The organism is Hymenobacter lutimineralis (genome assembly GCF_008271285.1).
Classification (GTDB): Bacteria; Bacteroidota; Bacteroidia; order Cytophagales; family Hymenobacteraceae; genus Hymenobacter; species Hymenobacter lutimineralis.
In genome coordinates, this window is record NZ_VTHL01000020.1 from 72,662 (window position 1) to 96,164 (window position 23,503).

Genomic DNA, 23,503 nt, shown 5'->3' on the forward strand with positions numbered 1-23,503 from the left:
GACGGCCTTATGCTCTCAGCTGCTTCGTGAATTGGCAACTCAAAACTTGAGATAGGCATCTACCCCGTCGTTGGAGGTGTAGGTGACGTGCAGGTTGGGGTGCACGCACACCTTAGCCCCGGTGGGGATGGTGCATACTTCACAAGACTTCCAGCCAAGGGTGGCGTAGTAGCAGGGGTCGACGCAGCCAGCTTCCCAGCAGATTTTGGTGGCGCAGTCATTGGTACAATCCCCGAAGGAGGCAATGAGGTGGGCTTCGGCTTCGCCATCGAAGTTCCAGCCCTGGGTTGGGTTGTAGCCCCCGCTCACGGCGTATTTGGCCCCAATGTCCACGCTGCCCAGCGTATAGCCGGCTACGCTCAGGTCGGCGCCCCCGCCCCAGGCCGCCGCGATGCGCAGGCTATAGGCGTTGTCCTTGAAGTTGGCGTTGAGGGCCATTTCTCCATCATTGTAGAGCCAGGCCTTGCCCGTTACTTCCAGGAAAGAAACCGACCAAGGGTTATCCTTGCTGCGCCCGAAGTGCGAAGTCCCAAGTAGGTGGGCGCCGTTCACGGTAGTACCACCCGAGAGGTAGTTTTTGTCGATGAAGTAGGTGTACTCGTTCATCTCGGGGTGAGCCGCTAGGTTCATATTCTGGGCCGCCAGAATGTTGGTATTGGCATCCAGCAGCCCCAGCAAGCTGGAGTGGGCGTACATGCCCAGGGCCCAGTAGGTGTCGTTGGCTTTGCCGCTGACCACGATTTTGCCGCCGGCCGTGGCCGAGCTGACCACGGGTATGGGGTCGTAGTTGATGAGAATCTCTACTGAGGCTAAGGAGTTGGGGAAATCGAGCACCAGCTTAGCATCGGATATAGCCTTGTCGAGCACCGTCAGGCTGGCCGTGCCGGTTACCACCGGGCCGGGCTCTACCGTTACCTCAATCGGCTTCAACGCCAGGCCGGCCTCTACCCCCACAAAGCTCACCGTCCCTCCTACCGACACTTTTTTCAGTTCCCCGCCACTAAAGCCAATGCCGCCTGAAATACCCGTTAGAGCCAGCCCGGGGCCCACGGGAATAGGCGGCGTGCTGGTCTTAATTTTGGCGTCAAACTCCACGAGCCCGTTTACTTTGGCGTAGGCGAAGTCCGTCTGCACGTCCAGCACGCTGATGACCTTCAGGCCCAGGTCGCCCTTAAAACCATTGTCCTTGAAGCTGATGCCGCCGCCCAGCGTGCCTACCCCAATGGGAACGTGCAGGCTCGCATCGAACTTGGGCGCTTCCCCCTGGCGGTACTTTATGTTGCTTACCTCGGCCTGCACCACTGGAAGCTGCAGGCGCAGGTCGCCCAGCACATCAATGCCCAGGGTGCCGATGGAGTTGAACTTGACGCCGGTGATGTTGAGTTCGGCCATGTCCAGGAAGGTCAACTTGTAGTCGGCGGGTACCTGGGCCGAGAACTTGCCATCAGAGCGTACCGTGAACGACTCGATGGTAACCGTCTTATTGATCAGCCCCAGCGTGGTTTGCGCGCCCCCGCTGAAGAAAGAAGGCCCCTCAGCCAGCTTGCCAAAGGCCAGCGGGCTGCCCTTCACGGGCTTGAACCGGGCCAGCCCAAACACATCCAGCCCCACTTCGGGCAGGGCAAACTTGCCCCCGTAGAACTGCTTGGGCCCAATGGCCAGATCGGCGAAGCTGATGTTGGTGGCTTCCGAGCCGGGCACCGTCACTTTCACATTGCCGTTCAGGCTGAAGCCCTGCTCGGTGAGGCCACCGCCCGTGAGCGTGAAGCCAAACCCACCGATGGACACGGCTACCGGCGGCGAGAAACCCAGCTTGGCCGTTTTGATGCTGCCATCGGTGCCTATCCACAGTTGCGACACCTGAATGGCGGCTGAGCCCAGGCCCGGCACGCTTTTCAAATCCACGCTGCCCGTCAGGTGGAGGCCGTCGGTGGCTACGCTGCTCTTGGTCAGGTCTACGGCAGCCCCAAAGCCGTATAAGTCCAGCCCCACCGACTTCACGGTGCTCCGGATTTTGAGGCCGTTGGTGTAGGGCACGGTGCCGTCCGAAGTCAAGACCATGAGCGGCGGCACCGTACCGGTCCCGTTGGCCTCGCTCAGAAACAGCTTCACGCCGTCCTGCCAGGTCCAGCCCAGGGCCGAGCCCAGGGAGCTGAAGTTGGGTACTACCATGCCCGCCAGCTGCCCCTTGGCGGGGTTGCCGGCTTGCATCTGCACCTTCAGGCCAGTGGGCTCGACCACCAGCACGGGCAGGTATTTGAAGGCTTTGAGGGCCAGCTCGGTGGCGTCCGTCAGCACAAAGTCCTTGCCTTTGGGGCGCGGTAAGCCGGTTTTTCCTACGTGGATGGGTATGTTGGCAAACTCCAGGCGCGTAGTTGCCGCTACGCCAAACGCGGCGTTGCCGGGCAAATTCACGAAGGCCCCAGTCAGCAGGGTATCGGCACCCAGCGTGAGGGTTTTCACTTCAATGGGGAAGCCCAGCAGCTTGTCGATGGCAAAGCCCGCGTTGGTGAGCGTGAAGTCGACGGTGGCGGTGGTGCCGGGCGCAAACTTCCTGGTCTGGCTCTGGCCCACCAGCCCCGACTTGGTTGCGTCGAGCGTCCAGCTGCCTTTGGGCACGCCCACTAGCTCGTACTGGCCGGTGGCCGAGGTCTGCACCGTCAGCTCGGGGCGGCCCTGCACCCGCACAGTGGCTCCGGCTACGGCCAGGGTGCCGGCGCGCACGGTGCCCTGCACGCGTGTGCCGGGGGCTAGCTTCACGGTAAGCAGCGTGGTGGCGCCATCTACCGCTACCGTCACGTCCTGTAGGGCGGGGACGTAAGCTACTGGGCCCTTGGCCGGGCCGCTCACGCGCAAGCTCACCGGCCCGCCGGGAGCTTTGGCGAAATACGTCTGTCCATCGGAGCCCGTAGTTTGCTCCAGCGCGGGCTCTGCGCCCGCAAAGGCGACCAGCGCCCCCTGCAAAGGCTGACCGCTGGCCGAGTCGAGCACCGTTACGCGCAGGCGGCCCACCAGCTTGGTTAGCGTGAACTGGCCCAGGTCCTGGCCGGCCCCCAGAGGGGTGCTGGCATTCACCCCGAGCCCACCCAGGTAGCCCGTCAGCGCGTCTTTGTCGGAAAACAGGCCCCCGGCATATGTATTGGCGCTTCCTATGCTTACTTGGTAGCCCGTCTTGCTGCCACTTCCGGAGTTGTTGTTGCCAGCGGAAGCGGGGTTGCCAGCTCCCGGCAATTGAAACGGCGGGGCACCGGCTACCTGCAAGCTGGAGGCACCGTCCAGGGTGTTGCTCAACTGCTTGGCCGCGCCCTGCATTTCCTTGGGCGTTTCGATGTTGAAAAAGGTACTGGAGCTGTTTACCATCACCAATTTGCGCAGTTCCTGGAAGCCCAGGCGGCTAATGATCAGCGTGTCGGAGCCGGCTTGGTGGGTGGTCAGGAAGCGGCCGTATTCGTCGGTTTGCCAGGGCTGGCCACCCGTGCTCCAGCGCATACTGGCCTGAGCCACGGGGCCACCTTCACTGCTGTTTACCGCGCCCATCACCGGGTGCAGGGTCACATCCACGGGTATAGGGTCGCGGGTGATGATGCCGGCCGGACCGGTTTTGTTGAGCTTAAGGTTTTCTTCCTTCCAGCCTTTCCCCACTTCCGCACCGGGCAACACTTCCAGCGTCATAGGTATGAAGCTTACGCCAACAGTCGTGATGGAGAAGCGACCCTGGGCATCCGTTTGGGTGGTGTAGACTTTGCCGCTGCCGGGCGTGGAACGGGCCAGGCGGATGTTGGCTCCGGCAATAGGCGAGCTGTCGTGCTGGCGCACCACGCGGCCGCGCACCTGGGGCGGGTTGCTGTTGAGCGTGTAGGTTTTAGTGACGGTGACGACGCCTTCCTCGTAGTCCTGGGTGCCCGGCTGCACGGCTATCGAGGTGGTGAAGTCACTATAGCCGTCGGCTTTGAGGGTGATGAGGTATTTGTCGGCCGTGCCTTCCAGGTTCGGAAACAGGCGGGTAAGGTCCTTATCGGCCGTGGCTGCTTGCGTCACGACGGTGCACTGGCCCTGGGTGGCGCTGTTGGGGTTGTCAAATACCACGGTGGGCCGGTTGTCGGCGGGCAGCTGACCTTCCTGGCGGGCGTAGGCGCGGGCTTTGGGGTCGTACCAGTTGCTCAGGCGCAGTACCTGCACCTGCACGGGGCCGGTAGCCGCCTTGGTGGCCGATTCCATCACCTTTATTTTGAGCCGATAGGTGTTGGCCATACACACGCCTTCGCCTAGGTCGTAGCCACCCTCGGCGGCCGTTTTCAGGGAATACGCGGCCGGCTCGGAGAAAAAGCGGGGGTTGACCACTTCCACGTGCAGGTAGCCAATTTCCTCGGGCTTGCCGTCAATCAGCCATTTGATGTAGGCTTTGGTGCCGGCAGGTTGGGCCGCCGGGTCGTCGAAGGGTGTGGGCGACACCACCCCGATGCTGAAGTTGCCTTGGTCGTCGGTGGTACCGTGGCCCAGCACTTCCTCCCGCTCGGGGTTCAGCATGGGGTCGTTCCAGCCTACCTGGCCCTTGCTGATGCGGTGGTAGCGGTACACGAGCCGCACTTTGGTAAAGCTCAGCGGAAACCGCCCGGAGCCCAGCAACGGCGTGAGCTTAAACTCCGGGGCGGCGCCGTACTCCTGAATAGGGCCAATGTCGCCGGGCTTGCTGGATTTGCCCGCGCCGCTGTTGTAGGTGCCATTGCCCACCAGCACGCCGTTGAATACGCCGCCACCATTTACTACGGTGGTGCTGCCGAGGTCGGCGCCCGCCTTGCCGCTGGCACTGCCTTGCATCACGCTCACCAGTGGTCCTGTGGTAGTTGTGTTGGTGCTATAGGTGCCGGTGGGATTCTGGCTGGCCGAAGGCGCAGCGGCACTGCTCTGGCTGCTGCCCCCGGTTTTGCCAGCTTGCATCGCCCCGATAATAACCGCACTGCCGCTGCCGCCGGTGGTAGGGTCGAGCATGGCCGCGTAGGCCGCGCCCTGCATTTCTACGCCCGGCGCGGGCACCGAGGCAAACGATACGCCGCCTTCCTCGCTTTTGCGGAAAGCCCACAGCACCCGTCCCCGAATCTGCACCGCGGGCATTTTTATGTCGGTTTTTATCTCCGAAATGGGCTTGGTGGTGCTTTTGGGTGGCTTGGTGGTGACTACGGGGCTGTTGCTCTTGGGGGGCGTACTGGTTTCGCCGTACACGAAGGTGCCTACCTCGGACCGGCCGTTGTTACGGAAGGCGGCGCGGCCCTGCGGGTCGCGGGCCGTAACGGCGTAGGCGTAGCGGCGACCCGGAATCAGGGCCGGCTCGCCGGGACCGTAGAGCAGCGTGGTTACGCCCAGCACGGTGCGCTCAAACAGCGGAGGCGTGGTGCCGGCCAGGAAGGCGTCGTTGGGGTTGCGGCGGTTGTCCGACAGCTCCACAATGCGCACCTCGTACTCAGTGGTAGCCGCCGCGCCGGCCGGGCGCGTCCAGGTGAAAAGGATGTTCTGGGGGCTGCGGGTTTTCACTACTTCGTCGGGCGTTGGGCGCACGAGTTGGGGCGGCTCCAGACTGCGCAGCAGAAACGACTTGCTGCACCCCAGCGGGTTTTCGGCTGACAAGGGGCGCAGGGTGGTGTAGTCGAGGGCGCGCACGCAGATGGTGTAGGTGCCTTCGGGCAGGCCATTGCCGCGCACCATCTGCTGCAGGGTGATGCCTGAGTACGTCAGCTGGTTTTCGTCGAAGAGGCGGCCCAGCTCGTCCTGGTCGAGGCGGCGGGTTTGCAGGGCGGCCAGCTCCAGGGGCCGGGCCGAGCGCACCTGGTCGCGGGTGCGGGCCTGCACGCCATTGTCGCCGGTGAGGGTACCGGCAAGCTGCAGCTGCAGGGGCTGGCGCGTGGTGTTCGTGAGCGTGACGACGAGGCGGTTAGGCTGGTCTACGTAGTCCGACAAATGCGTGGAGTAGGGTGGCAGGGCCAGCACCGTCACGCGCACCTCCGTGCCCGACTGGGCCCAGGCCCGCGGGCCACTCAGGAGCGCCAGCAGCGGCAGTAGCCACCACCAGCGGCCCGTAGTACGAGTTGTTTTCATAGCAGCAAGAGAGAAGGTAAGAGAGGATTCAAAGCGTGAAGGCATAGCCAATTTCCCCGCGCGTTTCGCTGTAGCGGCGGTTTTGGGTGGTTTCGTCGCCGGTGGGGTAATGGCCGGTGAAGGCCACATCGGTGCGGAAGGTGTGGTGGCGGCTCACGCGCCAGGCGGCTCGCAGCCCTCCGCCTACCAAGCGGCTGGGTTGGTCGGCTCGGAGGCTGCGCAGCAGGGAGCCGCGCACGCCCAGGCGCATCCGTCCGTCTTGCCCAAAAGCCTGGTCGGCGTTGAGCTGGAGGCCGTGGTCGCCGTCGTCGCCGGTGGCTAGCTTGAGCTGGGTGTAGTTGTAGGTGGCGCCCACCGAAAAGCGGCGCGGCACCCAGGTAAGCTGGTAGCTGAGAAAGGCATTGTAGGACGTAAACTCGCCCAGCTTGCCCAGCTCATCGGGGCTCTGGTCGCGCAGGATGGCGCGGTCGGCGCTCAGCAGCACGGTGTGGCCCCAAGTTTCGCCAGCGTAGGTGTAGCGCGGGGCTACGCTCAGGCTTTGCTGGGTTTGGGTTAGCCGAAACGTGTCGGCGACCTGCACGGCCCCGGGCTGCTGGTCGGTGGTGTAGTTGGTGTAGCTCACATCCAGGCCCAGCCGCTCGGTAAACTCCGCGGAGGCATTCAGGGAGCCAATGAGGCGGCGGCTGGTGAGCTGCTTTTGCTCGCGCAGGTTGTCCTGCTGAATGCCCACACTGCCCGTGAGGCGCAGCTTCTGCTGCCAGAGCGTGAGCGTGGGCACCAGCGTGAGGTTCTGCACGTCGTCCTGGAAATAGTACGCGCCCATGCTCTGGAACCCCGGCGACACCCGGCGGTAGCGCACTTTCAGGCCGTTGCCATTGTGCTGGTAGCCGGCCGCCGCCTGCCAGGCGGTGTAGGCTTCGGTGGAGCCATTCACGGCAATGAGCTTGCTGAGCGGCTGGCGCAATGCTTTTGGCAGGGCGTCCTCCACGCCTAGGGAGCTACCCACGTCGCGGGTGAAAAAGCTGAGGCCACCGTCGGCTTCCAGCAGCCAGTCTTTTTTGATGGTGAGGCGGCCGCTCAGGCCCAGCACTAGGTTGGCGGCGGGCAGCACCCGGTTGTTGGCAGCCCCAGTGGTTTCGGCCAATTGGCGGGTTTCGCGGCTCACGCTACTGCTGTCGTCGCGGGCCCGCACTAGGCTAAGGTCGATAAAGGACTTCTCGGTGCCGAAGCCCAGTTTGCCGGCATAGCCCTTGCGCGAAAACGAAAACGGCATCAGGGAGCCACTCACGGGGTCGACGCTGGTGGCCCGGCTGAAGCGGCCCACCATGCTGGCAAAGCGCAGCTTGCCGGGGTTTAGCTCCACGCCCCCACCCAGCACGGTGTGCCCGGCCAGGGTGAAGGGCGAAAATGTGAGGTTGCGGTAACCGGCGTGCACCGTCACCCACTTATAGGTGGGGCTTAGACCAAACTGGTTGAAAGGCTGGCGAAACCGCCGGTCCTGCTCGCTCAGCACAAAGCTCACGGGCACGGCAATGCCGTAGATGCTCAGCGTAGGCGAACCGGCCAGCACGTAGGAAAACGGCTTGCGACGGGCTTCAATGCCCTGGGCCCGGTAGAAAATGCCGCGCACATCCAGCGTGCCCGAGAGCGTAACGGGCTTCTGCTGATCGAGGGTGGCTATATCCTGCGCGGCGGCCGGTGCGGCCAGCAGCGCGCTCAGGCCGAGTAAAGCTCCCCCTACCCCGCACCAACCGGCGGGCTTCCAAGTTTTCATAGCAGTAGTGGAATGGCGGGTGAAAAGCGGCGCGGCCTACCGGAAGCGGTGGAAGCTGAAGGTGCCGTTGGTAATGGTTTGGGTACCGGTGCCGTTACCGAAGGGCACAGCCCCGGCCGTGAAGCTGAACGTACCTTCCAGCTTCTGCGTGGCCTTATCGTAGGCCGTCACTTTGATGGTACCATTCACGCTGCCGCTGGCACTAAGCGTGTTGTATAGAGCGCCAGTCTGGCCGTTGCCTACCACAATGGCCCCTACCGAACCATCATCCTGCGCGGAGCTTTTCTTCAGCTCGTAGGTACCCACACCTTTGGCATCCAGCCCATCAATTGCCAAGCTCAGGGTTTCTTCGTTGATATTCTGGGAGGCCGAAATTTTCATCACATCCTTCACGTACATATTGTCGTCGTAGAAGGCCCCGGAATAGATGGTGCTGGTAATGGTTTTGCCGTTGCGCGTCCAGGTTACCGTGCCGTCGGAGTCGGGTGCGGCATCTTCCTCATCATCTTTGCCGCAGCCGGAAAGTAACAAGAAGGAACAAGCCAGCAGCAGCGGCCGGAACAGAAAGGAAGTCGTTTTCATAGCTGTGGGGTGGTAGAGTGAAAACTGGTTAGTATTTGTAGACTGACTTGAAGTTGAAGGAGCCGCTGGTAACCTCTACCGAAGGCCCAAACGTGCCGCCCGTGTTGCGCACGCGGGCTTTAAAAGAGAAAGTGCCTTTCACGTGGGTTGTATTGGGGTCCCACTCTGTTATTTCCACTGTACCCGCCGGGCTGCTGGCGGCCCATATGCTGATGTAGGTGCTCTTCGAGCCGGTCATTTCGGTGAGGCCACCGCGGGAGTTGCCATTAGGCACCAAGGTGTAGGTGCCCTTGCCGGTGAAGTTGTCGATGAGCACGCTCACTTGGTAGGTCTTGGAGTCGTCGGCCAGAATGAGCAGCTCCTTGTTCTTGTCGTCGGCACTGCTGGGGCGGTAGTGGCCCTGGGTCTGCACGTTGCTGCCGAAGCCGGCGTACTCGGTGCCGCTCACCTTCCAGCGCACTTCATCGCCGCCGTTCTGGGTGGTGGGGTCGGGGTCGTCTTCCTTGTCGCCGGAAGAGCAGGCCGTGAGTAGTGGCAGACACACGAGCAACGAGAGCAAGCGGAAAGCCAAAGGGTGGTTCGTTTTCATGAGCTTGATAAGAGAAGATGTTTCGCAGAAAGATTCTCAGATGAAATGCGCGTTTTCCGGGAGGCGCTAGCAATGGCCCAAAAGTGCGGCCCCAGGATCCGAAAGGCATTCATCCTCGTCGCAAAGGCATGCGCACAAGTCGCACGCAAGCAAATGCGACGTGCGCTATACCGGCGCGGCCGGGCGCACCATTCCCCAGCAGGGCACCGGCAGCCCCGGCCCGGGCAGTTCGCCGTAGCTGGCTACTTCAAACCCTAGCCGCTGCCCAAAATGAACCGCCGCCAGCGTGTGTACATTGGCGTAGCAAGGTGCGTAGCGGGCCCCCAGCGCCGCCAGTGAGGCGCGCAGCAGCGCCCGGCCCTCACCCCGCCGCTGCACGCCCGGGCGCACGCCCAGTGCCAGCAGGTAATGGTGCGGCAGCGGCAGCACCTGCTGGCGTATTTCATCCTGCTGATGCTGCCAGCCCACCAAGCGCCAGAACCGCGACCAGCCCACGCCCAACGGCCAGGCCAGCTGCCCGGCTTTCAACACCTGCTGCCAGGAAAAATCGGCCGCTTCGGCCGGTAGCCACACGGCCACGGCCTGTCCACTAGGGCTGGCATACACGCAGCCCGTGCGCAGGGCGTAGCGCACCACTAGGCGGAGGTAGTAGTTGGGCTGGGTGGGGCAGTTTGGTTCCGGCCCAAACAGGGGGTCGGCCGCGTAGGCTTCGGCTAGCAGCCCGGCAGCCCAGCTTTCATCGGAAGTAGTAAGGCGACGGGCCGGAAGAACCAGGGTGTGCATAGCGCCAGCGGGTTAGAGCAAGTGCCAGCAAAGGACGCCGGGAGGCGCGGCCACGGCATTCACGCAGGTCGCAAAGGCTTGCGCACACGTCGCGAAGGGAAGTTTCTAGTAGGTAATTTCTCGTTGTTGGCCAGCCCATCAATGCTGAGCTTGCCGAAGCATCTCCACCGCTTCGTCTCCACAATTGAGTCAGCCAGCGGTAGAGATGCTTCGACTCCGCTCAGCATGACGGGCTATTGACTGAAACCAATCGTTAGCGGCATCAACTAGCAACTATCAACTCGAAACTAGGCTGGGCACCTCGCTGGGGGCGTAGCCGAAATGGCGGGAGAAACTGGTGCTGAAGTGGGCCGGGGAGTTGAAACCGACCTGATAGGCAACTTCCGACACCGTGCCGGAGCGGGCGGCCAGCAGCACGTGGGCCCGCCGCAGCCGCAGCCCCCGGATAAAGTCGCTGGGGGCTTGGCCGGTGAGGGCCTTGAGCTTGCGGTGGAGCTGCGCCCGGCTCAGGGCAACCTCGTCGCCGAGCATTTCCACGCTGAACTCCCCGTTGTCGAGGTGGCGCTCAATGGCTTGCTCCACTCGTTTCAGGAAACACTGGTCGAGGGAAGGCAGGGCCGACACGGCAGCCGCGTAAGCCGCATAAGAATCGGGCAGCGCGGCGGCGGCCGGGTTTTCCGGCGAGGCATCGGGCACAGCCGCCAGCAGCCCTAGTTGCGTTTGGGTGCCCCTGCGTAGCGCCAGCAGGTTGCGCACCTGGGCACGCAACTCCCGCGGGTCGAAGGGTTTGGGCAGGTAGGCATCGGCCCCGGTTTCGAGGCCGGCGAGGCGGTCGGCGGCTTCGGCGCGGGCCGTGAGCAGCACAATGGGCACGTGGCTGGTGGCCAGGTCAGCTTTCAGCTGGCGGCATAGCTCCATGCCATCAAAGCCCGGCATCATCACGTCCGACACAATCAGACTGGGGACCATTTCGCGTGCCATCCGCACTCCTTCTGGTCCATCGGCGGCCTCCAGCAGGCGGTAGCCCGCGCTGGCCAGGGTTTCCTGCACGAAAGCGCGCACCTCGGCGCTGTCGTCTACTACCAGCACCACTTCGGCATCCTCAGCGGGCTCGGGCAGGGTGGTTTCCATTGGTAGAGGCGGCGCAGTACTCGTAGGGTTCGTGACTGGCTGCGCGGGCACGGCTGAGAGCAGGCCCCGCGGTAGCCTCACTACGAAGGTGGTGCCAGCGCCTGGGGTGCTCATCACCTGCACCGTGCCTCCGTGTCGCTCGGTCAGTTCCTTCACCAACGCCAGCCCTACCCCACTACCACCCGAATCGGCACCGCTGCTCAGTACCTGATAAAACCGGTCGAACAGGTGCGGGAGGTGACTTGGCGCAATGCCTACGCCAGTATCCTGCACGCTCAGGACCACGGTGCCCTGGGGTGCCAGCGGCGTGGGCGCCTCGTCGTGCACGGCCAGCGTGACGTGCCCCCTGGCGGGCGTGAAGCGCAGAGCATTGGCGAGCAGGTTGCTCACCACTTCCTCCAAGCGCGTTACGTCAAAAACCAAAGGCACCGGCTGGGCGGGCGCGGCGAGGTGCAAGCCAATCTGCCGGGCGGCGGCCAAGTGCTGAAACCCCGCTAGCCAGGCCCGGGCCGAGGCTGCTACGTCGCCGGCCTGGGGCTGCAGGGTAAGGCCCCCCGCTTCCAGCTTGCTCAGGTCCAGCAGCTGGTTGATGAGGCGCAGTAATTTGCGGGCATTGTCGCCGATGCGCAGGCCGTGGCGGCGGGCCGGGGCGGGCATGGCTTCGTCATAGGCTAGCTCCTCGGCCGGGCCCAGGATCAGCGTGAGCGGGGTGCGCAGCTCGTGGCTGATGTGCGTGAAGAAGTCGGTTTTCACCCGGTCCATTTCCTGCAGGTGCACCAGCGCCTGGTACTCCAACTGCTGCTGGGCCCGCTCCCGCTCCCGGCGCTGGGTGTTGCGGCGTACCACGTAGAAGGCCCCGGCCACGCCCGCCGCGTACAGCGCATAGGCCCACCAGGTGCGCCACCAGGGCGGGCTAATGGTGAAGGACAGCCGGGTAGGCTGCGCATTCCAGCGGCCCACGTTGTTGGCGGCCTTTACCTCAAAGGTGTAGCTACCCGGCGGCAAGTTGGTGTACGTGGCCGAAGTAGCCTCGGCGGGCTTGCTCCACCGCTCGTCGAAACCCGCGAGGCGGTACTGATAGCGGACTTTGGTAGGACTAGTAAGGCTGATGCCCACAAACTCAAAGGCCAGCTGGTTGAGATGGTGAGGCAAGGTGAACCCCGAAGCCAGCACGGTGTCGCGGCCGAACACGCGCAGGTGGGTGACGTGCGTGCTGGGCGGCACGGGGTTGGGGCGGGCCTGGCGCGGGTCGTAGCGCATGAGGCCATTCACGGTGCCGGCCCACAGCAGGCCGTTAGGCTCCAGCAGCACGGCGTTCTGGTTGGTTTCCTGACCCAGAAAGCCCTCGGCAGTGCCGTAGCTCACGGTGCGGCGCGTGGCTGGGTCAAATAAATCCAGGCCCAGGTTGGTGCCCACCCACACCCGCCCCCGAGCATCGCAGCGCACGAAGTAAGGATTATTGGATTTCAGCCCGGCTTCCGGTCCGTAGGCTTTCAGGCGGCGCCCATCAAATTCCAGCAGCCCTTCATTAATGGAGCCCAGCCAGAGGTGGCCGCGCAGGTCTTCGGTAATAGAGCCGATGCTCAGGTGGTCGGTGCGACCGTCGGCGCGGCGCAACTGGTCGGGGCCGTCGGCCTGCACATCTACGCGCACCAGGCCTCGGTCGTCGGTGCCCAGCCAAAGCGTGCCTTCGTGGTCCCGGAAAGCGGCCCACAGCGCGTTGGTGCCCAGGCCCGAGCTGGCCCCGTAAGTTCGACTGGCGCCGGTGGCAGGGTTGAGCACCACGGTAGCCCCGGCGGCGGCCGTCACGGCCCACACGCGGCCTAGCTTATCCTGGGCAAACTGGCGCACATTCTGGCCCACCAGGCCCGGAACGTTGCTCAACTCCTGCCAGCGGCCGGTAGCCGGCGTGTACACGGCCACGCCGCTACCCCGGCTGCCCAGCCAGATACGGCCCTGCGCGTCCTTGAACAGGGCCCGCACAAAGTTGGCCGCGTCGCCGCCCGGGCGCCGGTAAGCCAGCCGAAACTGCCGGCCAGCGGGGTTGTTGGGTCGAAATTCCCACAGGCCCAGCCGAGTGCCTACCCAGTACTCGCCCGGCGCTACGTTCACAATATTCTGCACGTCGGCCCCGCCGGGTTCGTTGCGGCCCCCCAGCCCTTCGGCCGACCCAAACAAGGCAAACTGCTCGTCGGGAATATGCTGGAGGATGCCGTCGTCGAGCACCACCCACATGCTGCCTTCGCGGTCTTCGAGCAAGCCACAGGCGGTTTGGTCGCTGAGTAGGCTGTGCTGGGGAAAGCAGCTGACGCGGCCCGTGGCTGGCTGGTAGCAGCTAACGCCCGCCGCCGACACGGCCCACACCCGCCCAAGGCGGTCGGGCAGCACCCGCTGGGGCGCGGAAGCGCACAGGCCCTGCTCCTGCCCTATCAGCCGCAGCTGCCAGGGCTGAGAGGACGAGGAACGCGTGAGCTGACCTAAGCCATTTTTCAACCCCAGCCAGTACGCATTATCGGAGGCGCGGTGCACCGAGTACACGCGTTCCTGGCGGATGGCGGCGGGCAGGGCCGCTGTGGCTTCCTGCAGCGGCTGCCCGGTGCTGGCGTGTACAATGACTACGCCCTGGGCAGTAGCTACCCACAGCTCCTGGGCAGCGCCGGCGGCTATTTGAAAGATTGTGTCGGAAGGCAGGCCTTGCGGGGCTGCTAAGTGCCTAACCGGGCCGGAGCCGGCTTGCGGCAGGTGATATAAGCCGTTGCCGAGGGTAGCTACCCACAGCTGCTGGTTTGGGGCTGGCAAAAGCTGGCGGATGCTGGCATTGGCGCGCCACTGGGCCGGGCCCAGCTTGCCCACCTGCCCATTCTGGCTGATGGCCGTGATGATGCCGGCTGCGTGGCCCAGCCACATGCCGCCCGGAGCCGGGAGCAGACTGCTCACGTGGTTATCGGGGAGGCCCTGGCGGGCATCGAGGGTCTGGAAGCTGCGGCCATCAAACCAGCACACCCCTCCCTGCGTGCCGGCCCATAGCCGCCCGCCCGCATCCTGGGCCAGGCAGTACACGGTGCTTTGCGGCAGCCCGTCGGCCAGGCCATACACGCGGGTAGCCAGGGTTTGGGCGCGGCTGGTACCCATACCGACTACCAGCGCAACGGCTAGTAGCCAGCAAAAAGAGCGTAAGCCGAAACGGGCGGAGTAGTGCAGCATCGGCGACGGTGGAGGTTGGTTTGCTACCGAAGTACCCGAAGGGTTTTTACTGGTAGAAAAATCAGATAAAATGGCACTATAAAAACAGGTTACAAGGTGACATATCCGCTTATCGTTCTCAATCACATGATGATGTGAAAGCCTCAGCTGAACTGTACCACCATTGCAAGCTGGGTCAAAGCTACCGGCTATAGTCCTAGTGAAAATGAGTAAGATTACCTACTGGCGTAAGTAGGCTATTCCGGCGTTGTCGTTATCTTCCCGAATGATTCGTCTGCGCCACGCCGATTTTCTCCGCCTCAACCAGGCTATTGAGCTGGTCCACGCCGAGGCCGGGCCGCGGAGGTTGTTTGGGCAGCTATCGAGGGCGGTGATGCTGGCTATTTCGGCCGAAACGGTGTGCTTCGACGGCTACGACCTGAGTGGCCGCATTGGCCACCTGGGTGCTTACCCCGAAGGCTTGTTTGGAGCCGACGACTTTCCCCTGCTTGGCAACCACATTGTCGAGCACCCGCTGTTTCCGGCCATTATGGAGCAGCGCCGCTCCGAGCCCCTGCGCACCAGTGACTTCTGCCGCATGCCGCAGTACTTTCGGACCACCCTGTTCAACGCCTTTTACCGGCCCCTGGCTCTCACGCACCATATGATTCTGGGGCTGGAGCTGACGGATTATGGCTGGGTAACCTGCGCGCTGGCCCGGCGGCGCCGCAACTTCACCGAGGCCGACCGCCAGGTGCTGCACCTGCTCAAGCCCCACGTGCAGGTAGCCGTGCGCCACGCCCGCACCGTAGCCCGCCTTCAGACCCAGCCGCCCGCTGCCCCGGAAATGGCTTTGCTCACGGAGCTTACGGCCCGCGAAACCCACGTGCTGACCCTGCTCAGCCGGGGCCTGACCGACAAGGAAATAGGTCAGCAGAGCGGCATTAGCACCCGCACGGTGCAGAACCATTTGCAGAACATCTACAGCAAGCTGGGCGTGACCAATCGCACGGCGGCACTGGGGCAAGTATTGGGACGCGGGGCGTACTAGCGGCCCGGATGGGGCGGAATCGGGCGGGCGGTTGCGTATCTTTGTGACTAGCTCGTATGGAAAATTTCGTTGTTTCGGCCCGTAAGTACCGCCCAGCCACGTTTCGCAGCGTGGTGGGGCAGCAGCACGTTACTACCACCCTGCAGAACGCCATTGCCTCCCAGCACCTGGCCCAGGCGTTTCTGTTCTGCGGCCCCCGCGGCGTGGGCAAAACCACCTGTGCCCGTATCCTGGCCAAAACCATCAACTGCGAGTTTGTAGAGCAGCACGTGCGCCAGGGCCGCCCGGTATCGGAATTAATCCAGACCCAGCCCGACATCGTGCCCACGGCCCTGCAACAGGCTGCCGACCCCGACAACACGCCCTTCGAGCTGGAGGCCTGCGGCAAGTGCGCCTCGTGCCGGGCTTTCCAGGAAAGTGCCTCCTTCAACGTGCACGAGTTGGATGCCGCCTCTAACAACTCGGTGGAAGACATCCGCAGTCTGGTTGAGCAGGTGCGCTACGCCCCGCAGCAGGGCCGCTTCAAGGTGTACATCATCGACGAGGTGCACATGCTCTCGAATGCGGCCTTCAACGCCTTTCTGAAGACGCTGGAGGAGCCGCCAAGCTACGCCATCTTCATCCTGGCAACGACGGAGCGGCACAAGATCATCCCCACCATTCTGTCGCGGTGCCAGATCTTCGACTTCAACCGCATTAAGGTGGACGACATGCGCAAGCACCTGCGCTATGTGGCCACCCAGGAGCATATTCAGGCCGAAGACGACGCCCTGCACCTGCTGGCCCAGAAAGCCGACGGCGGCCTGCGCGACGCCCTGAGCATGTTCGACCAGATGGTGACGTTCTCGGGCCAGAACCTGCGCTACCAGGACGTGGTGCAGAACCTGCACATCCTAGACTACGAGTACTACTTCCGGCTGGTAGACGCGCTGCTGACGGAGAACCTGAGTGCCACGCTGCTTTTGTTGGATGAGGTGATGCAGCAGGGCTTCGATCTGCACAACTTTGTGGTGGGTGCCGCCGAGCACCTGCGTGGGCTGCTGGTGTGCAAAGACCCCGTGACGGTGCAGCTGCTGGAAGTGTCGGACAACATTCGGGCGCGCTACGTGCAGCAAGCCCAGGCCGCCCCGCTGGCGTTCCTGCTCTCGGCCCTGAACCTGGTGAGCTTGTGCGACCGGGAGTTCAAGCAAGCCAAAAACCAGCGCCTGCACGTGGAGCTTACGCTCATGAAGCTGGCGTACCTGAACGGGGCCGTGCAGTTTGCCCGTGACTTGCAGGCAGCTCCGGCCAACGCCCCGCAAGCATCGTCGGACAACGGCGAGGCGAAAAAAAAAAGTAGTGTAAATCCTGAAGCGGCCCCTGCCCCGGTAGTGGCCGCCGCCAACGGCCAGCCGAGTACGAACGGTACCGCCGTATCCCCGACTAGAGCGGCAGCTAGCAGCCCGCCCCTGGCCCACGCTCCCGCCGACCCCGAGCCCATTGTGCCGGTAGAAAGCGGCGTGGAGGAGCTGCACGACACCCCGAGTGTGGAAGATGAGGCAGCTACGCAGGTGCCTCCCACCCGCCTGGTGCGCGACACAGTACCGCACGTCGATACGGGCCGCCCCAGCGTGGCTGGCCACGAGCCCGGCGACGCTCCGGTGGTAGCGGCCCCCATACGCCCGCTGCCTTCGCTCACCAAGGGCCTGGGCGTGGCTTCCAAGCTGCCTAGCCTCACGGCCATGAAAGAGCAGGCCGCCCGCCAGAGCGCCGCGCCCAAAACTGCCGTCATCGAGGAAGATGCCCCGAGTGCAGCAGCCGGCTCGTTGCCCGCCATCGACGATGCCCGCCTGCAGCAGGTGTGGAACGAGCTGAAGGAGTTGCGCAAGGCCGGCAGCATGAGCGAGTACACGGTGCTGAACCGCCCGGTGCAGGCCGATGAGCGGCACGTGATTGTGCTGCGCGTAGACAACCCCGTGCAGGAAGATGTATTCAACGACTTCCGGGCCGATTTCCTAGGGGAGCTGCGCCGCCGCACGGGCTATCCGCGCCTCACGGTGCAGGTGGAAGTGGTGGAGCAGCAAAGCACCGGCCGCAAGCTCTACACCTCCGCCGATAAGTTTGAGTACCTGGCCGAGAAGTTTCCTGCCCTGGTTGCCATGAAACAGCGCCTGGGTCTGGATACCGACTTTTAGAGCTTGGTTGGTTTGTGCTTTCGAGTCATGCTGAGCGAAGTCGAAGCATCTCTACCGCTTCGTCTGCATACCACTGCAACGAAGCAGTAGAGATGCTTCGGCTTCGCTCAGCATGACGTTCTAAAGAAGGATTTAAGAAACTCAAGCACGTTCTTCTACCAATATGCTGATGTGGGGGCTTCGCCTCAACCTGCCCTTGTTTTCGTTCTATTTCGGCGGTGGGTATGCAGGGTAGGTTGTAGTGCCGGGGAGGACGAAATGGATATACTCACTATGAAGGCACTCTTAACTCATCCTTTAGGAGCGCTCCGCGGGCTACTACGGAGAAATACTATTTCGCGCCGGTAGGCAGCGGCTATTCTTCACCCGCCATTGCGAGCAGGTAGCGCACCAAGCCCAGGCAGAAGCTTCCCGGCTTGAGCGAGACACCAAACCTGCGTTGTGGTAAGGCTCCGATGTGGAGGCTGTAGCGCGCCCCCCAACTCGTGCTACGACACTTCTATTCAGGTAGCGCACCGGCGCATTTCCCATCGTAGCGCAACGAAGTACATTAACTCAGCGCCTTTATCTTTGACGTTCATTCTTCTGCCCTACTTCATCTGTTTTCCGTGAAAAAAACCCTGATGCTCGTGCTGCCGGCTATGGCGGCGCTGAGTCTAACCCAGTGCCAGTCGAGCAAGCCGGCCGCTACAGCTGCCGCAACGACTCCGGCCCCTGCTGCTGCGCCAGCCCAGAAGGAATATAAGTACCAGACCGTGGAGGGTGACCCGCTGAAGGCCCGCATCTACACCCTCGACAACGGCCTGACGGTGTACCTCTCCGATTACAAGGACGCTCCGCGCATTCAGACCTACGTAGCGGTGCGCGCCGGCTCCAAGAACGACCCGCACACGGCCACCGGCCTGGCCCACTACCTGGAGCACATGGTGTTCAAGGGCACTTCCAAGCTGGGCACCCAGAACTGGGCCGCGGAACAGGTCGAATTGGCCAAGATTGAAGCCCTCTACGAGCAGTACCGCAGCAAAACCGACGTGGCCGAGCGCAAGCGCCTCTACCACCAGATTGACTCGGTGTCGGGCGTGGCGGCCAAATACGCCGTGGCCAACGAGTACGACAAGGTGATGGGCGCCATCGGGGCCAAGGGCTCTAACGCCTATACCTCGGTGGAGCAGACGGTGTACCAGGAAGACATTCCGAGCAATCAGGTGGAGAAGTGGGCGGCCATCCAGGCCGAGCGGTTTGGGGAAATGGTGCCTCGCCTGTTCCACACCGAGTTGGAAGCCGTGTACGAGGAGAAAAACCGCACCCTCGACAGTGACTTCAGCAAGGAATACCAGGCCCTGAACGCCGCCCTCTACCAGAAGCACGAGTACGGCACCCAGACCACCATTGGCACCATTGAGCACCTGCAGAACCCGTCCATCACGGAAATCAAGAAGTACTTTACCCAGTACTACGTGCCCAACAACGTGGCCCTGACGCTGAGCGGCGACCTGGACTACGACCAGACCATCCGCGTCATCGACAAGTACTTTGGCGGGCTGCAAAGCAAGCCGGTACCGGCGTTTACGCCCGCCCAGGAAGCGCCCATCACGGCCCCCCTTGTAAAGGAAGTGAAAGGCCCCGACGCGGAAAACGTAATGCTGGGCTTCCGCTTTCCCGGTACCACTACCCCCGATGCGGTGGTGCTGCGCATGATTGACAAGATCCTCACCAACGGTCAGGCCGGGCTGGTGGACCTCGACCTCAACCAGCAGCAGAAAGTGCTGCAGGCGGCCACCTTCACCGACCTCAACAACGACTACTCCACCCATGTGCTCTACGCCACCCCGCGCCAGGGCCAAAAGCTGGAGCAGGTGCGCGACCTGCTCTTGGCGGAGCTGACCAAGGTGAAGAAGGGTGACTTCCCCGACTGGCTGATTCCGGCCATCATCAACAGCGAAAAGCTGCAGCGCACCAAGAGCTACGAAAGCAACGAGGCCCGCGCTGGTGCCTTCGTCTCGGCCTTTATTGCCCGCCAGGACTGGAAGGACTACGTAAAGCAGATTGACGACTTCGCCAAGATTACCAAGGCGGACGTGATGCGCGTGGCCAACCAGTATTACGGCCAGAACTACGTGGCCGTGTACAAGCGCACCGGCCAGGACCCCAACAAGGTGAAGGTGGTGAAGCCCACCATCACGCCCGTGCCCGTGAACCGCGACGCCGCCTCCGGCTTCTACAAGCAGGTAACCAGCCTCCCGGCCCCGGCCCTCCAGCCCGTGTTCGTGGACTATAAGAAGGACATTCAGGAAACCAAGCTGGCTTCGGGCGTGCCGGTGTTCTACACCCGCAACACCGAAAACAACCTCTTCGACCTGTACTATGTGCTCGACATGGGCACCAACAACGACCCGCGCCTGGGCCTGGCCGCCGACTACCTCCAGTACCTCGGTACCGATAAGTACACTGCCGCCCAGCTGCAGCAGGAGTTCTACAAGCTGGGCTGCTCCTTCGGGGTGCAGAGCGGGGCCGACCGTATCTACGTGAGCCTCTCCGGCCTCGACAGCAACTTCGAGCCGGCCGTGCAGCTGTTTGAAAGCCTGCTGGCCAAGCCCAAGCCCGACGCCGAAGCCCTGCAGAACATGGTGGCCGGGGTGCTGAAAGCCCGCCAGGATGCCAAGCTCAACAAAGGCGTGATTCTGAACCAGGCCCTGGTGAACTACGCCAAGTACGGCCCCAAGAACCCCTTCACCACCCAGCTCAGCGAGAAGCAGCTCAAAGCCCTGAAACCCCAGGAGCTGACGGCCCTCATCCAGAAGATTCCGACCTACGAACACCGCGTGCTGTATTACGGGCCGCGCTGGGTTATTGAAGGAGACGAGCTACCTGCAAAAGTGAAAGACCCGATGACAGGTAAGGATACCAACGTAGTGAAACAGCCCATTACACGTAGTGGAACCAAGTTAGGACTGTACTCGATACTCAACCAGCTCCATAAAACGCCCGCCAAGCTCACGCCCGTGCCGGCGGCCAAGGACTTTGCCGAGCTGCCCATGAACAGCCGCAAGGTGTATTGGGTGGATTACAACATGGTGCAGGCCGAAATCGTGTTCCTGACCAAGGGCGACGTGTACGACAAAGCCCTGGTGCCCACCGTGAGCCTCTACAACGAGTACTTCGGCGGCAGCATGGGCAGCATCGTGTTTCAGGAGCTGCGCGAAAGCAAGGCCCTGGCGTACTCTGCCTACTCGGGCTACTCCAACGCCGGCAAAGTGGGCCGCTCCAACTACATCAGCTCCTACATCGGCACCCAGAGCGACAAGCTGCCCGAGGCCATGGCCGGCATGCAGGCCTTGCTCAACGATATGCCCGTGGCCGAAGCCAACCTGCAGATTGCCAAAGATGCCATCCGCAACAGCATTGCCACCGAGCGTATCACCAAGAGTGACATCCTCTTCAGCTACGAGCGGGCCAAGCGCCTCGGCCTCGACTACGACCTGCGCCGCGACGTGTACGAGCAAACTCAGAACATGAGCTTCGACGACCTGCGCAAGTTCCAGCAAGCCAAGGTGAAAGGCCAGAACCAAACCATCCTGGTGATTGGCTCCAAGGACCGCCTCAACTTCAAGGAGCTGGCCAAGTACGGCCAGGTGCAGCAGCTGACGTTGAAGGAAATCTTCGGGTACTAGGTTCTCACTCCAAGGGCAGAGAGGTAGTTCCCCTTCTGCAACGACTGCGGGAGCATTGAGCACAGGCTCGATGCTCCCGCTTTTTTATTCCCAATCAGGAGCCGAAGCCGGAGCTTCCTGGGTTGGGGCGTAGCGTGCGCGAGGCAGCTCCGCTTCGACATCAGTGCCCGGTTTCCCTGCCTTAAAAGAAGGCCTGAGGCTGGTCCACAGGTGAGGAAAAGGCGCGGCTGGCATATACGACATTTTTTTGAAACGCTTGTTTCCCCCCGATTTTAGTCGGTGCTTTGCATCCTGTTACGGCGACGACACGTCCTTTTTGCCTGTTTTGGCCGTCAGCGCCCTTTCGCTCTTCCTAAAACCCTCTAACCCCCGCGTCATTTTCCTGACAACGTAGTATATGGCAGACCAAAAAATCACCATCAAAAACGGCAAGCTGAACGTTCCGGATCAACCCACGATTCCCTTTATCGAGGGCGACGGCACGGGTCCGGACATTTGGGCGGCTTCCGTAAAAGTGTTCGACGCGGCGGTGGCAAAAGCGTATGGTGGTGCGCGCAAGCTGGTATGGAAAGAAGTGCTGGCCGGTGAGAAGGCCTTCAAACAGCTGAATAACTGGTTGCCCAACGAAACCCTCGACGCTTTCCGTGATTACCTGGTCGGCATCAAAGGCCCGCTGACTACGCCCGTAGGCGGCGGCATCCGCTCCCTCAACGTGGCGCTGCGCCAGGAGCTCGACCTCTACGCCTGCGTGCGGCCCGTGCGCTGGTTTGAGGGCGTGCCTTCCCCGGTAAAGCAGCCCAACCTGACGGACATGGTGATTTTCCGCGAAAACACGGAAGACATCTACGCCGGCATCGAGTACATGAACGGCACCCCGCAGGCCCAGAAAATGCTGGAATTCCTGCAGGACGAGATGGGCGTGAAGAAAATTCGCTTCCCCGAAACGTCTTCGTTTGGCATCAAGCCCGTGAGCAAGGAAGGCACGGAGCGCCTGGTGCGCGCCGCCATCCAGTACGCCATCGACAATAAGAAGCCGTCGGTGACCATCGTGCACAAGGGCAACATCATGAAGTTCACCGAGGGAGCCTTCAAAACCTGGGGCTACGAGCTGGCCGAGCGCGAGTTTGGCGACAAAGTATATACCTGGGCGCAGTACGATAAAGTAGCGGCCAAGCAGGGCCAGGAAGTAGCCGACGCCCAGCAGAAGCTGGCCCTCGACAGCGGCAAAATCCTCATCAAGGACAGCATTGCCGACGCCTTCCTGCAGCAGATCCTGCTCCGCCCCGCCGACTACTCCGTAGTTGCTACCCTGAACCTGAACGGCGACTATATCTCCGACGCCCTGGCTGCCATCGTAGGTGGTATCGGCATTGCCCCGGGTGCCAACATCAACTACGTAACGGGCCACGCCATCTTCGAGGCTACCCACGGCACGGCGCCTAAGTACGCCAACCAGGACAAGGTGAACCCCGGCTCGGTTATCCTGAGCGGTGCCCTGATGCTGGAGCACCTGGGCTGGCAGGAAGCCGCCGACCTGATCTACAAAGGCATCGAAGCCACCATTGCTTCCAAGCGCGTTACCTACGACTTCGAGCGCCTGATGGAAGGTGCTACCCTGCTGAAGTGCAGCGAGTTCGGCGAGGAGATTGTAAAGAATATGTAGTAGCTTGGCTTAGGCCAATCAACCACAAGAAACCCCGCGTTGGCTTCAAGGCCGGCGCGGGGTTTATAGTTGATTGGCGAAGGCATATAAATCCTATAATTTTTCTTTTTAATTATGAGTAAAGTCTATATTTTCGCACATAAACCTCCCAAAAGTAAATTTTATGATGAAAATATCCAAGATTTTTTTGCTCTCCGTTTTGAGTTTAACTTTTTCTTGCTCAGAATCAGAGCTAGGTTCTTTATCTTCATCTTCCACTAAGGACTACGACTCAAATAATAGTACTGCACTCCTAAAATCGCAGGAAACAAAGTTATCAAATGATGCTGATTTCAAGGCCTATGTTAAATTGAACGAAAGGATTACAGAAAAGCTAAGAAAGAAGTTATCTAAGTTAAACGGCGACAATGCAAGAAAAGAAAATTCCCTTCGAATTAGCTATTTACTCAACAAACCAAATATAAAACAATCCGAATTTAACGAGTTAGTACAAGGTCTTGGTTTTGATAATATAGAGGATTATAGATCAACAACACTAAGCATTATTGAATTAGCAAATAAAATAAAAAGGAAATATCCAGAATTTTCCTCAATATCAAATGCAAGCTTCTCTAAAGCTTACAAAGAGAGTAAAAAGGATTTAACCAACCTAAGCGGATTCAGCTCGGATATATGCACAGATTGCTTTTTCGGCAGTGGTCTAAAGGGTGGTTTTTGCTATGTTGAGGCATGATTCAAACCACCATCTGTTGCGGTAAGTGCGGCAGCACGGCGCTGCGCAAGAACGGGCATAGCAAGGGCAAAGCCAAGTA

Annotated in this window: 11 protein-coding genes; 5 read left to right on the forward strand and 6 right to left on the reverse strand. The window is 61.7% G+C overall.

The window, feature by feature from the left end; genetic code table 11:
* Positions 1 to 39 precede the first annotated feature (39 nt).
* The 6 genes from FY528_RS16795 to FY528_RS16820 form a co-directional block, all read right to left on the reverse strand.
* Positions 40 to 6,090 (reverse strand): carboxypeptidase regulatory-like domain-containing protein, encoded by a 6,051-nt coding sequence (locus FY528_RS16795; protein ID WP_149072183.1) that lies wholly within the window; start codon positions 6,088 to 6,090, stop codon positions 40 to 42.
* 28 nt (positions 6,091 to 6,118) lie between these two features.
* Positions 6,119 to 7,864 carry a hypothetical protein gene (locus FY528_RS16800; protein WP_149072184.1) on the reverse strand — a complete coding sequence of 582 codons (1,746 nt, stop codon included), beginning with the start codon at positions 7,862 to 7,864 and terminating at the stop codon, positions 6,119 to 6,121.
* A 36-nt stretch (positions 7,865 to 7,900) separates the two neighbouring features.
* Positions 7,901 to 8,446, reverse strand: a complete 546-nt coding sequence (locus FY528_RS16805; RefSeq protein WP_149072185.1) for a DUF6252 family protein — start codon at positions 8,444 to 8,446, stop codon at positions 7,901 to 7,903.
* 28 nt (positions 8,447 to 8,474) lie between these two features.
* The gene (locus tag FY528_RS16810) at positions 8,475 to 9,035 is read right to left on the reverse strand and encodes a Riean_0653 family protein (RefSeq protein ID WP_149072186.1); all 561 of its coding nucleotides are present in this window, start codon (positions 9,033 to 9,035) and stop codon (positions 8,475 to 8,477) included.
* 165 nt (positions 9,036 to 9,200) lie between these two features.
* Positions 9,201 to 9,818, reverse strand: a complete 618-nt coding sequence (locus tag FY528_RS16815) for a GNAT family N-acetyltransferase (RefSeq protein WP_149072187.1) — start codon at positions 9,816 to 9,818, stop codon at positions 9,201 to 9,203.
* Positions 9,819 to 10,094: 276 nt separating this feature from the next.
* A complete protein-coding gene (locus tag FY528_RS16820) occupies positions 10,095 to 14,153 on the reverse strand; it encodes a hybrid sensor histidine kinase/response regulator transcription factor (RefSeq protein WP_149072188.1) in 4,059 nt (1,352 codons plus the stop codon).
* A 265-nt stretch (positions 14,154 to 14,418) separates the two neighbouring features.
* On the opposite strand from FY528_RS16820, the gene FY528_RS16825 reads away from it, so the two are divergent.
* The 5 genes from FY528_RS16825 to FY528_RS16845 all read left to right on the forward strand — a co-directional run bounded on the left by FY528_RS16825 (position 14,419) and on the right by FY528_RS16845 (position 23,424).
* Positions 14,419 to 15,183, forward strand: a complete 765-nt coding sequence (locus FY528_RS16825) for a helix-turn-helix transcriptional regulator (protein ID WP_149072189.1) — start codon at positions 14,419 to 14,421, stop codon at positions 15,181 to 15,183.
* A 56-nt stretch (positions 15,184 to 15,239) separates the two neighbouring features.
* Positions 15,240 to 17,357, forward strand: coding sequence for a DNA polymerase III subunit gamma/tau (gene dnaX / locus FY528_RS16830; protein WP_149072190.1), 2,118 nt, complete (start codon positions 15,240 to 15,242; stop codon positions 17,355 to 17,357).
* A 608-nt stretch (positions 17,358 to 17,965) separates the two neighbouring features.
* A complete protein-coding gene (locus FY528_RS16835; RefSeq protein WP_262384037.1) occupies positions 17,966 to 21,028 on the forward strand; it encodes a M16 family metallopeptidase in 3,063 nt (1,020 codons plus the stop codon).
* Positions 21,029 to 21,425: 397 nt separating this feature from the next.
* Complete coding sequence (gene icd, locus FY528_RS16840) at positions 21,426 to 22,691, forward strand: NADP-dependent isocitrate dehydrogenase (RefSeq protein ID WP_149072191.1); 1,266 nt, start codon at positions 21,426 to 21,428, stop codon at positions 22,689 to 22,691.
* A 163-nt stretch (positions 22,692 to 22,854) separates the two neighbouring features.
* Positions 22,855 to 23,424, forward strand: coding sequence for a hypothetical protein (locus tag FY528_RS16845; RefSeq protein WP_149072192.1), 570 nt, complete (start codon positions 22,855 to 22,857; stop codon positions 23,422 to 23,424).
* The last annotated feature ends 79 nt before the right edge of the window (positions 23,425 to 23,503 follow it).